Origin of the sequence: Flavobacterium sp. N502540 (genome assembly GCF_025947365.1) — a bacterium.
In the GTDB taxonomy this organism is placed as follows: domain Bacteria; phylum Bacteroidota; class Bacteroidia; order Flavobacteriales; family Flavobacteriaceae; genus Flavobacterium.
Window position 1 is genome coordinate 4,664,136 of record NZ_CP110012.1, and the last position, 16,309, is coordinate 4,680,444.

The 16,309-nt window shown below is 35.2% G+C and carries 14 protein-coding genes; 6 read left to right on the plus strand and 8 right to left on the minus strand.

What is annotated here, in order from left to right; genetic code table 11:
* Positions 1 to 59 precede the first annotated feature (59 nt).
* A complete protein-coding gene (locus tag OLM58_RS19485; RefSeq protein WP_264530241.1) occupies positions 60 to 3,158 on the plus strand; it encodes an efflux RND transporter permease subunit in 3,099 nt (1,032 codons plus the stop codon).
* 270 nt (positions 3,159 to 3,428) lie between these two features.
* Here OLM58_RS19485 and OLM58_RS19490 read toward each other — a convergent pair whose 3' ends face one another.
* A complete protein-coding gene (locus OLM58_RS19490; RefSeq protein ID WP_264530242.1) occupies positions 3,429 to 3,809 on the minus strand; it encodes an ankyrin repeat domain-containing protein in 381 nt (126 codons plus the stop codon).
* 358 nt (positions 3,810 to 4,167) lie between these two features.
* Here OLM58_RS19490 and OLM58_RS19495 point away from each other — a divergent pair, with 358 nt between their 5' ends.
* Positions 4,168 to 4,707, plus strand: a complete 540-nt coding sequence (locus tag OLM58_RS19495; protein ID WP_264530243.1) for an SRPBCC family protein — start codon at positions 4,168 to 4,170, stop codon at positions 4,705 to 4,707.
* An 84-nt stretch (positions 4,708 to 4,791) separates the two neighbouring features.
* Here OLM58_RS19495 and OLM58_RS19500 read toward each other — a convergent pair whose 3' ends face one another.
* From OLM58_RS19500 to OLM58_RS19530, 7 genes are all read right to left on the minus strand, one after another.
* A complete protein-coding gene (locus OLM58_RS19500; protein WP_264530244.1) occupies positions 4,792 to 5,745 on the minus strand; it encodes a phosphoribosylaminoimidazolesuccinocarboxamide synthase in 954 nt (317 codons plus the stop codon).
* A gap of 94 nt (positions 5,746 to 5,839) precedes the next feature.
* Complete coding sequence (locus OLM58_RS19505) at positions 5,840 to 6,325, minus strand: GNAT family N-acetyltransferase (RefSeq protein WP_264530245.1); 486 nt, start codon at positions 6,323 to 6,325, stop codon at positions 5,840 to 5,842.
* A gap of 122 nt (positions 6,326 to 6,447) precedes the next feature.
* Positions 6,448 to 8,796 (minus strand): S9 family peptidase, encoded by a 2,349-nt coding sequence (locus tag OLM58_RS19510; protein WP_264530246.1) that lies wholly within the window; start codon positions 8,794 to 8,796, stop codon positions 6,448 to 6,450.
* Between the two features lie 184 nt (positions 8,797 to 8,980).
* Positions 8,981 to 9,811 carry a Cof-type HAD-IIB family hydrolase gene (locus OLM58_RS19515; RefSeq protein WP_264530247.1) on the minus strand — a complete coding sequence of 277 codons (831 nt, stop codon included), beginning with the start codon at positions 9,809 to 9,811 and terminating at the stop codon, positions 8,981 to 8,983.
* A gap of 138 nt (positions 9,812 to 9,949) precedes the next feature.
* Entirely contained in the window at positions 9,950 to 10,312 is a 363-nt protein-coding gene (locus tag OLM58_RS19520) for a DUF1801 domain-containing protein (protein WP_264530248.1), read from the minus strand.
* A 7-nt stretch (positions 10,313 to 10,319) separates the two neighbouring features.
* On the minus strand, positions 10,320 to 11,003 hold the full coding sequence (locus tag OLM58_RS19525; RefSeq protein WP_264532453.1) for a hypothetical protein: 684 nt from the start codon (positions 11,001 to 11,003) through the stop codon (positions 10,320 to 10,322).
* Between the two features lie 137 nt (positions 11,004 to 11,140).
* Positions 11,141 to 12,091, minus strand: coding sequence for a PhoH family protein (locus OLM58_RS19530; protein WP_017496394.1), 951 nt, complete (start codon positions 12,089 to 12,091; stop codon positions 11,141 to 11,143).
* Between the two features lie 239 nt (positions 12,092 to 12,330).
* Between OLM58_RS19530 and OLM58_RS19535 the strand changes: the two genes are divergently transcribed.
* The 4 genes from OLM58_RS19535 to gldG all read left to right on the plus strand — a co-directional run bounded on the left by OLM58_RS19535 (position 12,331) and on the right by gldG (position 16,234).
* Positions 12,331 to 13,158: an S-adenosyl-l-methionine hydroxide adenosyltransferase family protein gene (locus OLM58_RS19535; RefSeq protein ID WP_264530249.1), complete on the plus strand. Its 828-nt coding sequence runs from the start codon at positions 12,331 to 12,333 to the stop codon at positions 13,156 to 13,158.
* Between the two features lie 164 nt (positions 13,159 to 13,322).
* Complete coding sequence (locus OLM58_RS19540) at positions 13,323 to 13,619, plus strand: putative quinol monooxygenase (RefSeq protein ID WP_264530250.1); 297 nt, start codon at positions 13,323 to 13,325, stop codon at positions 13,617 to 13,619.
* Between the two features lie 204 nt (positions 13,620 to 13,823).
* Positions 13,824 to 14,549 (plus strand): gliding motility-associated ABC transporter permease subunit GldF, encoded by a 726-nt coding sequence (gene gldF / locus OLM58_RS19545; RefSeq protein ID WP_264530251.1) that lies wholly within the window; start codon positions 13,824 to 13,826, stop codon positions 14,547 to 14,549.
* Positions 14,549 to 16,234, plus strand: a complete 1,686-nt coding sequence (gene gldG / locus OLM58_RS19550; protein ID WP_264530252.1) for a gliding motility-associated ABC transporter substrate-binding protein GldG — start codon at positions 14,549 to 14,551, stop codon at positions 16,232 to 16,234. The genes gldF and gldG overlap by 1 nt, the downstream gene beginning before the upstream one ends.
* The last annotated feature ends 75 nt before the right edge of the window (positions 16,235 to 16,309 follow it).

Below are 16,309 nucleotides of genomic sequence, written 5' to 3' on the forward strand. Positions count from 1 at the left end.
AAAATGCTTCAGAAAGAAGCATCATAAATAAAAATTCATCCTTAAAAAGACTTTTTAAAATGAACAAATTCATAAGAAACATTATAGCTTTCTCCCTAAAAAACAAGGCATTTACTTTTTTCTGGGTGGGATTATTGGCCGTAGCAGGATTCATTTCTTTCAAGAATATGCCAATCGATGCTTTCCCGGACGTAACCAATACTCAAATTATTATCATTACACAATGGAATGGGAAAAGTGCCGAAGAAGTAGAACGTTTTGTAACCTCGCCTATCGAGATCTCGATGAACTCGGTACAAAAGAAAACCAGCGTTCGCAGTATTACAATGTTTGGTCTGTCCGTGATCAAAATTATTTTTGACGATGGAGTCGATGATACTTTTGCGCGTCTTCAGGTCAATAATTTACTAAAAAATGTCTCTCTTCCCGACGATGTAGAACCGGATGTTCAGCCGCCTTATGGTCCAACCGGTGAGATTTTCAGATATATCGTAAAAAGTGACAGTAGAGACAGTAGAGAATTGTTAACTTATCAAAACTGGGTAATAGACAAACAATTACGTTCTGTTCCTGGTGTTGCCGATCTAAACGTTTTTGGAGGGCAAACTAAAACCTACGAAGTTGGAGTTGATCCGATAAAATTAGCCAAATACAACATTACACCACTTCAGGTTTATAATGCTGTAAATGGTGGCAACCTGAATGTTGGTGGTGACATCATCGAAAAAAATGGTCAGGCCTTTGTTGTTCGTGGAGTTGGTCTTTTAAAATCGATTCAGGATCTCGAAAATATTATTGTAGACGATGCTAACGGAAATCCTATTTTAGTCAAGAACTTAGCCACAGTTTATGAAAGTGCGATGCCAAGAGTCGGGCAAACCGGTTTAGCCAAGAACGATGATGTTGTTGAAGGAATTATCGTCATGAGAAAAGGCGAAAATCCTCAGGAAACTTTAGCTTTAATTAAGGCCAAAATACAAGATCTGAACGATAATGTTCTCCCAAAAGACATCAAATTAGTAACGTTTTATGATCGTGATAATCTGATGAACTTTACGACCGAAACCGTTATGCATAACTTATTTGAAGGAATCATTCTGGTTACCTGCGTCGTATTTCTTTTTATGGCCGACTGGAGGACAACTTTTACGGTTTCAATTGTTATTCCACTTTCCTTATTATTTGCTTTCTTATGTCTTAAAATGATGGGAATGAGTGCTAACCTGTTGAGTTTAGGTGCAGTCGATTTCGGAATTATTATCGATGGTGCTGTAGTGATGGTCGAAGGGCTATTCGTCGTCTTAGATCATCGGGCACATCAACTGGGAATGACGGCCTACAATAAAATAGCAAAAGGAAGTCTGATTAAAAAAACCGGAGCAGAAATGGGTAAAGCCATATTCTTCTCTAAGTTAATTATTATCACAGCCCTGCTCCCTATATTCTCTTTCCAGAAAGTAGAAGGAAAAATGTTCTCACCTTTGGCGTACACCCTTGGTTTTGCTTTAATGGGAGCCTTGCTGTTTACGCTAACATTAGTGCCTGTTTTATCACATATTTTATTGAATAAGAATGTGAAAGAAAAAAACAATCCGTTTGTTAATTTCTGGGATCGAATAGTGAGTAAAGGTTTTGCATGGACTTTCAAACACAAGGTAAAAGCACTTGTAGGATCTATAGCGCTTTTAGTAACGGTTTTCTTCTCGGCTACCTTTTTAGGAACCGAATTTTTGCCACAATTAAATGAAGGGGCTTTATGGGTCACAGCCGAATTGCCTATGAGTACATCATTACCTGAAAGTGTTAAAACTGCCGCGATGATCCGAAAAGATTTAGAGAGTTTTCCTGAAGTTAAAAATGTTTTGTCGCAAACCGGAAGAAGTAACGACGGAACAGATCCGAATGGCTTTGGGTTTATACAGCTTCAGGTGGATTTACTGCCAAAATCAGAATGGAAGCGAAAAATAACAATGGACGAACTAATTAACGAAATGGACGATAAATTAAGAGTTCATCAGGGAATTACGTATAACTACTCGCAGCCCGTAATTGATAACGTAGCCGAATCTGTTGCCGGTTTTAAAGCCTCGAATGCCGTAAAAATTTATGGAGATGATCTTGACAAACTGGATGAACTATCAAATGAAGTCCTGGCACAGATCAAAAACATCCCGGGTATTAAAGATGCCGGAATTCTTCGAAATGTTGGACAGCCTGAAATCAGTGTTGTTCTGGACAGAGATAAAATGGCTGCTTACGGTGTAACCTTAAGTGATGCGCAGGCCGTTCTGGAATTGGCTTTTGGAGGAAAAACAGCTACTCAAAAATATGAAGACGACAAAAAATTTGATGTGAGAGTACGTTTTTCAAAAGAATATCGTAAAGATGAGAATGATATTGCCGAACTTAAAGTTCCAACCATTAGTGGAATTAAAATTCCGTTAAAAGAAATATCAGATTTAAAAACGATAACCGGTCCTGCTTTTATCTATCGAGATAATACCAAACGTTTTATTGGGGTAAAATTCTCGGTACGTGATCGGGATCTGGGAAGTACCATTGCCGAAGCACAGGCAAAAGTAGCTAAACTGAAACTTCCAATAGGTTATACTGTTGGCTGGACAGGGGAATTTGAAAATCAGGTTCGTGCCAGTGCCAGATTGGCTCAGGTGGTACCGATCAGTTTAATTGGGATATTTGTGCTCTTATTCATTCTGTTTGGAAATATTAAAGATTCGCTTTTGGTCCTGGCCAATGTTCCGTTCGCCATTATTGGCGGAATCATTGCCCTTCATCTTACCCGAATGAATTTTGGAATCTCTGCCGGTGTTGGTTTTATTGCATTACTGGGAATCTGTATTCAAAACGGTGTGATTCTGATCTCTGAATTCCATCACAATTTAAAAGCGAAATTCTCCCTCGAAGAATCCATTTTTATGGGAGTAAAAGCCCGAACAAGAGCTGTTGTGATGACTGCGTTGATGGCTTCGATAGGTTTAATGCCGGCCGCCATTTCTACCGGAATTGGTTCTGAATCACAAAAACCACTCGCAATTGTAATCATTGGAGGTTTAATTACGGCAACGATTCTGACCCTTTTGGTATTTCCGATAATCTTCTGGGTATTCAACCGCAAAAAACACGTTCCTATTGAGTAAAAACATTGAAGATAGATTAATTGGTTAAATTAATTTGATTAAGTTTTAGCGAAGAAAGCATCATTATTTTTAATGGTGCTTTTTTTAATCATTTCAGGAAAAGAAACGCTCCTCCTTTCATTAAGATCATTTTAAATCTCTGTGGTGCTCTGTGTGGCTTTGTGGAATAATAAAAACAAGACAGCACCCCTATAAAATGAAAAACGACCTACTGCTCAAAGAAGGTCGTTTCATATACTAACTCAAAACTAGATTTAAACTTTTAAACTCTTATCTTAAATCTTTTAAAATGGCTATAGCTTCTGTCGCATTAGATAATTGTGCATATTTTAAAGCGGTAAAACCTTTCTCATTTTTAACAGACACATCAGCGCCCTTTTCTAATAATACTTTCAAAATATCTACTTTATTATAACGTGCTGCAATCATCAGAGGTGATAAACCTTCTGACATCTCGTTTACGTCAGCTCCATATTCTAATAATTTTTTAACGAAATCTAAATCTCCTTTACTAACCGCCACATTTAATGGTGTTGAAAAGCTATTTACGATCTCTAATTGTGGTTTCACAACTGCTGTGTGATTTGATGCCATTGAAACATTTGCAAATGCTACTAAAGCTACTCCTAAATAAACGATTGAATTTTTCATAATGATTGATTTTTTAATTGATTGATTGATGATGATTTTTAAATTCTTTGTAAAGGTAATTTATTTTCATGTATTATGCATAACAAAGTACCATGTTTTAACTAATTCTTAACATTCAATTAATATAAGCTCTTTAAAATAATTTGAATGTTAATTGTCTGCTTTCTTAATAGACGCAGGAAGATTCGATTTGTTACAGTTTACAGAAAAAAAATATAAAAAATCTTATTATTTTTTTTCATGGCATTAAATACGAAGCGTAACTTTTTTAACTTTACGAAACAAAAAACTCTGCAAACAAAGGTGTTACACTTTTAATTACAGAAAAGAAAAAACTAACAACCTAAAACCACAAATTATGAAGATCCTAAAAAGAATTCTAATTATTTTAATCCTGATTGTTGCTATCGTCCTGATTGCGGCTAATTTTATGCCTAAAACTTATGCTATAGAAAGAGAGATTACCATCAACAAACCAGTTGACAGTGTCTTTAAATATGTCAGATCTTTAAAAAATCAAAATGAATTTAGTGTTTGGGCCAATCTAGATCCCAAAATGAAATCTACTTATACAGGAACCGATGGAGATGTTGGATCAGTATCTGCCTGGGAAAGCACAGTAAAAGAAGTTGGTGAAGGAGAACAGGAAATCACAAAAATAACGGAAGGAAAACGAATTGACTTTGCCTTACGTTTCAAAAAGCCAATGGACGATACTGCTGTAGGTTTTATGTCAACGGAGACCGCTCCGGGAAATCAGACTAAAGTAAAATGGGGAATCAGCGGTGTTATTCCTTATCCAATGAACATTATGCTGCCAATGATGAAAATGGACCAAATGATTGGCAATGACCTGCAAAAAGGTTTGGAAAACTTAAAAGCCAAAATGGAAGAATAAAATTTATCGAATCCTTTTTATATAACAAACCCGACAGGTCTTTAAAATCTGTCGGGTTTAGTAATATGGTCGGTATAAAAATTATTATTTTCCTGAAAGATACTCTAATACATTTTTATCGATACGCTGATCAATATTATCGATATCAGCTTTTACAAACTTTTCTCCCAAAATATTTTCATACAATTCGATGTATCGCTCCGAAACAGACTGAATGTATTCATCTGACATATCAGGAATTTGCTGTCCTTCCTGCCCCTGAAAACCATTTTCGATCAACCAACGACGTACAAACTCTTTTGACAATTGTTTTTGCTCCTCTCCTTTTTCTTGTCTTTCCTTGTATCCCTCAGCATAAAAGTAACGGGAAGAATCCGGTGTATGAATTTCGTCAATTAAAACGATCACACCTTCTTTTGTTTTTCCGAACTCATATTTAGTATCTACCAAAATCAAACCACGGCTTGCCGCAATTTCAGTACCTCTCTGAAACAGAGCACGGGTGTATTTTTCTAAAACAAGGTAATCTTCTTCAGAAACAATTCCCTTTGCCAGAATATCTTCGCGTGAAATATCTTCATCATGAGAACCGTTATCTGCTTTTGTAGTAGGTGTAATAATAGGCTCCGGAAATTTATCGTTTTCTTTTAACCCTTCTGCCATTGTAACGCCGCAAATTTGTCTTTTTCCGGCTGCATATTCACGTGCAGCGTGTCCTGAAACATAACCACGAATCACCATTTCAACTTTAAAAGGCTCACATAAATGTCCCACAGCTACATTTGGATCCGGAGTTGCAATCAGCCAGTTTGGTACAATATCCTGAGTTAACTCCATAAACTTTGTAGCAATCTGATTCAAAATTTGTCCTTTATACGGAATTCCCTTTGGTAAAACTACATCAAAAGCCGAAAGTCTGTCGGTTGCTACCATTACTAAAAGATCGTCATTGATGTTGTAAACCTCTCTTACTTTTCCTCTATAAACCGATTTCTGATTTGGGAAACTGAAGTTTGTAGTTGTGATTGTATTACTCATTGTCTAGTGTTGTGTTGTTTTTTTATGAATGCAAATTTAAAACTAATTAAAAGAAAAAAAGAACCTATTCAGATTCTTTTTTTTAGTCACGGTCTCAGTCGCAGTTACCGGTTTGTAAACTGCTACTGTTATTCCTTTCCCCATTTGTTAATTCCATATGTAAAATAGGATATGGTTTCCCGCAACCGTCTACATCAGACATCGATTTTACTTCAAAACCAAAATGCTGATAGAATTCCAAAGCTTGTATATTATCTTTATTAACATCAACTTTTGTTACATTTAAATTTTGAATGGCATACAGTAAAAGTTCTTTTCCAATACCTTTTCCTATTTCATTTGCCGAAACAAACAGCATTTCCAGATTTTCATCATTCGTGCCCATAAATCCAACAATCTCCTTTGTACTATTCTTTATACAATGTAGTGTTATATGGTCAAAAAAACCAGGGATTATTGTTTTATAAAATTCAAAATCTTCATTCTTTAAAAAATCATGTGTAGCTTTCACTGAAGATTCCCAAACACGTATTAATGCCTTATAGTCGCTAGTTTCTACTTTGTAAATCAGTTTATCCAATTATTAAATGTCTATTTCTAATTGTTCGTTTTTCTAAGTACAGTCTCAGTCTCAGTCTCAGTATACAGTCGCAGTTTACAGTTTTCACGCTGCGACTGTATACTGCGACTGAAAACTAAAAACTATTTCTTCAACAATGTCGAGTTAAACAAATTCAGGATTCTGCTGTACTCGTCAATCCAAGAATAGGTCTCTTTAAATCCGTGAGCCTCCACAGGAAATGATGCCAGACTCCAATTCTTCTTCTGAAGTTCTATAAAGCGTTGAGACAAACGAACAATGTCTTTGTATTCGACATTATCATCTACCATTCCGTGTAACATCACTAAATTTCCTTTTAGATTATCGGCATAATAAATAGGAGAACTTTTTTTGAAGGCATCCGGATCTGTTTCAGGAAAGTTCAAAATGTTTCCGGTATATCCGTGATTGTAATGTGCCCAATCCGTAACAGAACGTAAGGCAGCTCCTGAAGCAAATTCACCCGGTGCCGTTAACATTCCCATTAAAGTAATAAAACCACCGTAAGACCCTCCATAGATACCTACTCTGTTAGCGTCAATGCCATATTTTTCAACCAAATATTTTTTTCCATCTAAATGATCCGACAAGTCTTTTCCTCCCATAAAACGGTAAATTCCGGTTCTGAAATCACGACCGTAACCATCACTTCCTCTGTAATCTATGTCTAAAACAGTATAACCCAAATCAGTCAATAAATTATGGAACATATATTCTCTGTGATAATTACTCCAGTAATTGTGAGCATTTTGCAGATAACCTGCTCCGTGAACAAAAATGATTGCCGCTTTGTTGGCGCTTTCCGTTTTTGGAGTGTATAATCTAGCGTTTACAGGAGTTCCATCCTGAGCTTTGAAAGTGATTACTTCCGGTTCTCTCCACTTGTATTCTTTAAAACTTGCAGAAACTGAAGATGATATTTGCTGTAAGCTCGCATTCTTTTTATTGTCAGCAATATAAAAATCCCAAGGAATATTTTTATACGAATAACGTACTAAAAGTGATTTCTCGTCCGGAGAAACGACAACTTCATGCGCGCCGTCTTTGGTTAAAACAGGTTCTAAAGCACCACCTGCTGCAGGCAATTTATAAAAATTTCTATTTCCCGGATGTGTGGTATTGGTTGTTAAGTAAAATGTTTTTTTATCGTTAGACAAGGCTACATCACGAACTTCCCAATTTCCTGTAGTCAATTGTGTCTTTTTCCCTGATTTTAGGTTATACGTGTACAAATGTGAATAACCCGTTGCCTCAGATTGGAAATAAATAGTTTCATTGTCTGCTAAAAAGCCTAAAACTCCGGAATCAAATGAATAGGATGGAATTCCGGGACCCGCGATCCATGCATCATCATGCTGATGTTCGATTTCTTTAAACGTTCCGTTCTCAAGGTTCAGATTCACCAGCCATCTGTCTTTATTATCCTGACTTCTGATTTCTACAATTGCTGCAGAACCATTCTCGTTATAAACAGGAGCCTGAGCAGTAATAAAACGATCTTCCTTAGCTTTGTTTTTTAAGTTATCGTACGTTTCATAATACTTCGGATTGTCCTGAATATGGCTTAAAGTCGAAAAATTAACATAATAAACGCTGTCTTTGGCAACAGAATAAATTCCCAATTTAGTCTTTACCAGATTGGCTGTCGACACTTTTTCTTTTGTATCAGGAGTTTGATTATAACCGTCATCTGTTATAAAAACCTCCATCTTTTCTTTTTTATTGTCTGATTCTTCAGCCAAACTAAAAGTGGCAAAATTTCCGTTTGGATCTGCTTTTAAATTGTAAAAATTATCTTTTCCATAAAAATATTCCTTTGCAAAATCAGATTTAATGGCTTTGCTTTTGGCAAGATTCCATTGTTTTTTAGCCGCAGCATCTCTGACAAACTGAAACAGTTCTTTTTGCTGTGTTTTTAAAAAGGACTCTTTATCAGGCGTTTTTTCCTTTTTTACTCCTTTTTTAAAGTTTGTTAACTGCAAAACGGTTCCTTCTTTTGCATTGTACTTGAAAATGTTATCGTTCTGTTCAAAAAAAACAATCCCTGCAGCCGCGCCAAGTTCAACATTTGAAACCGGAGTGCTTTGCTGAATAATTTTCTTAACTGTTTTTGTACTGATGGAATACGAATACAAACCTCCTTTGTCACTGTAATACACTACGTCTGAAGTTGGTTTTCTTTTAAAATCCAGCTTAGAAAAGGCAGCTTCTTTAGGCTCTACCAAAGTTGGCTTTGCCGCTCCTTTTTGCCAGGAATAGGTATTCGCACCCAAATCATTGGTTGGATTCCATTCGAAATATACTTTTTTACCGTCTAAAGACCAGCGTCCGTAAGTCGGTTGATTTCCAGTAAAACCTTCCCCTTTCATTATTTCTTCTAATTTCAAAGTTTGGCTATTGCCCGAAATCGATAGCATAAAAAAGGCAAGAATAAAGATGTTTTTTGTCATGGTATAGTTTTTTGATAAAACAAAAATACACTTTGAAACTTACTAAAAAAATGTTTTTACAACTTCAAGCAGCCAATCCATAAAAGAGATAAAAAAAAGTCTTCAAAAACATATTTTGAAGACTTTCAGATTCTTTGATTGTAAAAGTGTTTAAAGTTTAAAGCAATACAACAAATTCTTATTTTTAATCCATTACGAATTCTTTATTCAAAATCTTAGAAGCGATGTAATTGGCAACACCGTCTTCTGCATTGGTTTTAATTACTTCCAGATCAGGTAAAGTTTCTTTTAGTAAGACCGGAGCATTCCCCATAATTAAACCTTTTCCGGTCGCAGATAACATTTGTAAATCATTAAAACCATCACCAAAAGAGACTGCTTCTTCTAAAGAAAACCCTTCTTTTTCTAAAACACGCTGAATCGCTACAGCTTTATCAACCGATTTATCCATGAATTCCAAACAGGTTGGCAAGCTAAATGCATGGTGTAAATCACCTGATGAATTTGCTAAAATTGCCTCTTTTAGGGCTACCAGTTTTTCGTGATTCTCATGCGAGAAGAAAATTTTAATGGCTGCAAAATCTTCCAGAGTTTTATAATCTACCAATTCAGGGTGGTATTTTAATTCGGCCTGAAAAGCATTTAATCGCTCATTAATTCTATTTGTCTGCCAAACGTTTTCTTTGAATAAAACTACTGTAATTTCAGGATCAATCTCGACATCTAAAGCCGCTTTTACTACATCACTTTTTAAATCGAACGCAAAAAGCTCTTCTCTTTCAGGAGAATGAATCCTTGCTCCGTTTGAACTCACCAGATAAACGGGAATTTCAAGTGTTTCAATAATAGCCATCGCATCCAAATGATGACGGCCTGTAGCTACAACGATAAGATAATTTTGATGGTGAAGTTCCTGAAAAATGGATTTGGTATAATCTGATATTCTGTGTTGAGGGTTGAGTAAGGTTCCGTCTAAATCGGTTACTACAACTTTTATATTTTTAAGCTTCGTCATGTTAAAATTCAGGTATTTAGGAATGACAAAATTACGGCTTTGCTCGCACAAGAGCAAAAATTACAGGCTTCGAAAGCTTCAAAAACAGCAAGTTTATTATATATTTAACTATTACGTTAAGTATTCCATTTTAAATATTCAAACTTTAATAGTTCCGGTTTTGTATAAATGGAGAGCTTGTCTAATAATTTGTTCAATTCTTTCTACAGGTAAATCTTCTTCAGGATCAAAAAGCATAATTTTCATTCTGGATCGGGCCTCCTGAAGTAAAAAAGGTTCATCAAAGTGTTTTCCTTCTACAATTCCGATATATGGCTTTTTGTATTTTTTATGCATCCATAAATAACAAAACATTTTCCCTTTATAACAGAAGAAAGGCATCCCGTATTTTAAAACATGAGTAATCTCTTTGTCCTGTCTTAAGATAATCTCTTTTAAGGCCAAAAAGACTCCTTTCCCGGGTTCTTCAAGTTTTAGGTAGAAATCATCTAGTTGTTTCATTTTACTATTAATTTAAAAAATAATCCTTTTTCCAATCTTTAATTGTTCTTGGATGTTCATTATTATTTGGATAATGTGATGTTACAAACTCAAATTGCTCAAGTGTTAACAAAACTATTCTTCCATCATTTCCTGAACTAATTGGATAAAATTGTTCTTTACTATTTTGAAATCTAAGCACGTTATTTAACATCTCAATAAAATTTACAAATGCAATCCCCCAATCATTTCCATCAAAATCATTATCAAATGCAACATATTCTTTTCCATTTAACTTGATTGTATGTCTCCAATGTTTTTCCGTTTGACTACTAAATTCATCAGAAACATCAAGTTTTAAGTTAAGTTTATCAAATAAAGGTTTTACAACTTCCAAATATTGAATTAACCCTCCTCCTTCAAACAGAGTCTCAGAATCTATAAAATAAAATCTATTATCAGTAAAAGTCAAGTTTTCTCTCATTGTACCTTCAAAATAAAACAATTTATCATATGATTTCTCAAATTCAACCTTAGCTGCCTTTAAATCAGATTTATCTGTTAAATTAAAAAAATTAAGTTTTATTAACTCTGTTACAATTTCTTTTCCTTTTATTTTATTTTTTACTACTCCATAATTATTATTCTGAGCACTCAAATTAAATACGAAAAAAAAAGCTACAAAAACTGGTATGATATTTATCCTTAGCATTCTCAAAATTTACAATTTTTATTTAAAAAAAAATATTCGTTCTACATCTCTCTAATTAAAGATAGATATAAAACGAATATTAATAAATGTTAAAACACATTTTACGATTTACATTTAACATTTCGCTATAATTAAACTTAGTCGTGATTTTCGATCTGCTTGTAAGCGTCAATTACTTTTTTGACTAATCGGTGACGTACAATATCTTTATCATCGAGATAAATAATTCCGATACCTTCAATGTCTTTCAGTACCAAAAGTGCTTCCTTCAGACCGGAAATAGTTCTGCGTGGCAAATCGACCTGTCCGGGATCACCTGTAATCATAAATTTGGCATTTTTTCCCATACGGGTCAGGAACATTTTCATTTGTGAATGTGTCGTGTTCTGTGCCTCATCCAGAATTACAAAAGCATTATCAAGTGTACGCCCACGCATAAAGGCTAATGGTGCAATCTGAATAATTCCTTTCAAAATGTAATCTTCGAGTTTTTCGTTGGGAAGCATGTCACGCAACGCATCATAAAGAGGCTGCATGTAAGGATCGAGTTTTTCTTTCATATCGCCGGGTAAAAATCCCAGGTTTTCACCTGCTTCTACTGCCGGTCGCGTCAATATGATCCTTTTTACCTCTTTGTCTTTAAGCGCTTTTACCGCCATTGCAACACCCGTGTACGTTTTTCCTGTTCCGGCAGGTCCAACAGCAAACACCATATCATTTTTTTTGATGGTATCTACCAGTAACTGCTGGTTAGGCGTCATGGCTTTAATGATTTTTCCGCCAACACCATGAACTAATATTTTGTCATGATCGTATGCTTTTTTTTCATCTTGTCCATCGCTCATAATTACCCGTTCGATTACATTATCGTCAATGTTATTATATCGGGTAAAATGAAGCATAAGCCTCTGGAATCTTTTTTCGAATTCATCTAAAACTTCTTTCTCGCCAAATGCCTTCAAAGTGGTCCCTCTCGCTACTATTTTAAGCTTTGGGTAATACTTTTTAATGATTTCAAGATGCGTATCCTGAGCACCCCAAAAGTCTTTTGGAGCGATGTCTATGAGCTCAATAATTCTTTCGTTCAAATGAGATAGTTTTAAATTAAAAATAAATCAGTTTTTATAAATCAGTAGTTGTCGGGTCTTTTTTTCGTCGCAGTTTCGGCGGGAGTTTTCGGTTGGTGTGACCGAGACTGAAAACTCTGGCCAATAATTGCAATTTGTCTTTTCATTTCTTCATTTTTGCAATTACTATTACTAGCTTTGCATTTCTCAAATTTAATGAAAATTAGATTTAAATACTACCAATAGTTATAAACAAAATTATGTCAATAATTACCCTCACTACCGATTACGGCTTAAAGGACCACTTTGTTGGTTCACTAAAGGGTAAAATACTATCGGAATATCCGGAGGTTACACTTGTTGACATTTCGCATGATATTGACCCATTTAACACAGCCGAAGCTAGTTACGTTATTGGCGCGTCGTATTTGAGTTTCCCAAAAGGAACCGTTCACTTAATTGGAGTAGATATCGAACGCAATAAAGAAAATCAGCATATTGCCATGCAATGGAACGATCATTACTTTATTTGTGCCGATAATGGTATTTTAAGCATGCTTACGCAGAAAATTGTTCCGCAAAAAATTGTTGCCATCAATATACACGACCGCTTTCCCAGCGAATTTAGCGATTTGGATATTTTTATTAAGGTGGCCTGTCACATTTCTAAAGGCGGTTTACTTAATGTTATTGGCAAAGAAATCAAAGAAATCAAGCAAATTACAGAGTTGCAGCCCGTAGTTGCCGGTGACAACAACTCTATAAAAGGATACGTGATTTACATTGACCATTTCGGGAACGTAGTAACCAATATTTCGAAAAGGCAGTTTACAGAAGTTGCAAAAGGACGGGCTTATGAAATTGTAATGAAACCCAAAAGCATCAAAACCATTTTACCCAATTACTCCGACATTGCAAGTTCTGACAAATACCCCATAAAAACTTACGAAGGAGAGAAACTGGCTATTTTTAACGAAGCCGGATTTCTTGAAATCGCTATTTTCAGAAGCAATCCGTCTAAAGTGGGTTCGGCAAACAGCCTTTTAGGATTAAATTACAGAGATGTAATTACGATTAAGTTTTTATAATATTTTTTTGGATTTCAGATCTGGAATTTCAAACTTAAAATACACAAAATTTCGAATTTATTTTTTTTCATCAAAAGAACAATCAATTTTGGTATTTTTGCGCACCTTTAGCATTTGAGATAGCAGTAATCTAAAATCTAAAATCAGAAATTTAAAATTGTAATATGTTTATTCGAATAGTAAAAATGAGTTTTCATGAAGAGAAAATCCCTGATTTTCTGGAGAATTTCGAAAGTGTGAAAAACAAAATACGAGCAGCGGATGGAAATCGTTTTTTAGAGATGTATCAGGATAAAAATAATAAATGCATATTTTTCACTTACAGCTACTGGGAAACTGAAGAAGATTTAGAAAATTACAGACAATCTGAGCTCTTTAATACGGTTTGGAGTTTTACCAAAAAACTTTTCAATGCCAAACCCGAAGCCTGGAGTGTGGATAAGCTGGTGAGTTTAAATTAATTTGTTTCAAGTTTCAAGTTTCATGTTTCATGTTTCATGTTTCATGTTATATGCTGGATTTGAAAATTGGAACCGTTTAACCGCAAAGATCATGCTTAAAAGCTTTTACAAAACACAAAGTTCGCAAAGGAAAGCGACTTGAAACTTGAGACCTGAAACAAAAAAAATTACACGATTAAACAAATAAACGAACAAACGTTATACATGAAATCAATCATTTTAAGAGAAATAAAATCCTTTTTTGGCTCTCCTATAGGTTATTTGGTCATTGCTATTTTCTTAATCAGCAACGGACTATTTTTATGGGTATTTGAAGGCGACTACAATATTTTAAATTCGGGTTATGCTGATTTAACGCCATTTTTCACCCTGGCTCCGTGGATTCTGATTTTTCTGATTCCGGCTGTCACTATGAGAAGTTTTTCTGATGAAAAAAAACAGGGAACACTGGAATTATTACTAACTAAACCTTTATCCATCTGGGAAATCGTAAACGGAAAATTTCTCGGCTCTTTCTTATTAATTGTTTTGGCCATTGTTCCAACACTTATTTATGTGAAAGTCATTTCAAATTTAGGTGCTCCCGAAGGAAATATTGATATGGGAAGTACTATCGGTTCTTATTTTGGACTATTGTTTTTAATTGCTGCTTACTCGGCAATCGGAATCTTTACTTCTACCCTGTCCGAGAATCAGATTGTTGCTTTTATCATAGCTGTTTTTCTGTGTTTTATTCTTTATTTTGGTTTTGAAGGACTCGCATCACTGATTCCGGGATCTTCTGCTATTGTTTCAGTATTTGGAATGCAGGACCATTTTAAAAGTATGAGCCGCGGTGTAATCGATACTCGTGATGTGATTTATTTTTTAAGTATCACTGCATTATTTCTCTCGTTTACTGTTTATCAATTAAAATCTTTTAAAGCGTAATGAAGTCATCTACTCAACAAAATATTAAGACATTAGGCATCACCGTTTTTGTTTTAATCGCTTTAAATGTATTGGGAAGCTTATTCTTTCAACGATTCGATCTAACCAAAGACAAACGATATACTTTATCCGAAACTTCGTTGCAAATCGTAAAACAGGTAAAGAATCCACTATCGATTAAAATTTATATGCAGGGTGAACTTCCGGCAGACTTCAGACGTCTTCAGCAAGAGACTCGTCAGTTACTGGAAGAATTTCAGGCCTACAACAGCAATGTTGTTTTTGAATTTGTTAACCCTCTGGAAAACGAAGACGAAAGCATGGACGTTATTAAATCGCTGTATCAAAAAGGTCTTACACCTATAAACATTACGGTCGATGATAAAGGAAAACAATCGCAAGCAATGGTTTTTCCGTGGGCAGTTGCAGTTTACAATAATAAAGAAGTTAATATTCCATTGTTGAAAAACATCATGGGGGCTTCAACAACTCAAAAAGTAATCGGATCAATTCAGCATTTAGAATATTCGATTGCAGATGCGATCAATAAAATTAGTAAAGACAGACAAAAAAAGGTAGCTATTATAAAAGGAAATGGAGAGCTAAACGAGATTCACATTGCCAAAATGCTGCAGCAAATTCGTGAAAGCTATTATATTGGTCCGTTTACATTAGATTCTGTGGGACAAAACCCAACAGGAACTTTAGCTGCCTTAAAAAAGTATGACTTAGCCATTATCTCAAAGCCAACCGAAACTTTCACAGATGAGGAAAAACAGGTTTTAGACCAATTCATCATGAACGGAGGTAAAACTTTATGGCTAATTGATCAGGTTGCCGCCGATATGGACAGCTTGTACAACCAGGCGGGAGCGACTCTGGCTTATCCCAGAGATCTGAATCTTAACGATATGTTTTTTAAATATGGAATCCGAATCAATCCTGATCTGATCAAGGACGAACAAGGAAGTCCGCTTAAACTGGCTACAGGCGAACAAGGAAGCGCTACACAATATCAGGATTTCATATGGAAATACGCTCCTCTGGTGCAGCCGAGCAGTCAACATCCGATCGTTAAAAATCTGGGGGGAATCAAATTTGATTTCGCCAGTCCGATTGATACTTTGAAAAACGGAATCAAAAAAACGGTTTTACTACAATCCTCTCCTTATTCAAAAGCAATCGGCACTCCGGCTCCCATTACTTTAAATAGCGTTACCGAAAAAACGACTCCGCAGGATTATGCAAACAAAGGAAACATTCCGCTTTCGGTTTTACTGGAAGGATCCTTCCACTCTGCTTTTGAAAATCGTGTTTTACCTTTCAAAGAAAACTCGTTTTTAGCAAAAGGAAAACCAAACAAAATGATCGTAATAGCTGATGGGGACCTAGACAGAAATCAACTCGACAAAAATATGATGCCGGTTGAATTGGGCTACGATCAGCGTACCGGAAACCTGTACGACAATAAAGATTTTATGATGAACTGTATTAATTATTTATTGGACGATACAGGACTTATTAACATTAGAAGTAAAGATGTCAGTCTGCCATTATTAGACAAAGAGAAAGTTTATGAAAATTACACACTCACGCAATTCATAACTATCGGACTTCCAATTCTAATTTTATTGATTTTCGGACTGGCATTTACCTACATTCGAAAAAGAAAATACAGCAACTAGATGTTAATAAAAAAAATGCGCAAATTAAGATTGTTTACGATATATTTGTAAAACCTATCTTAGTTGAGAAAAGAC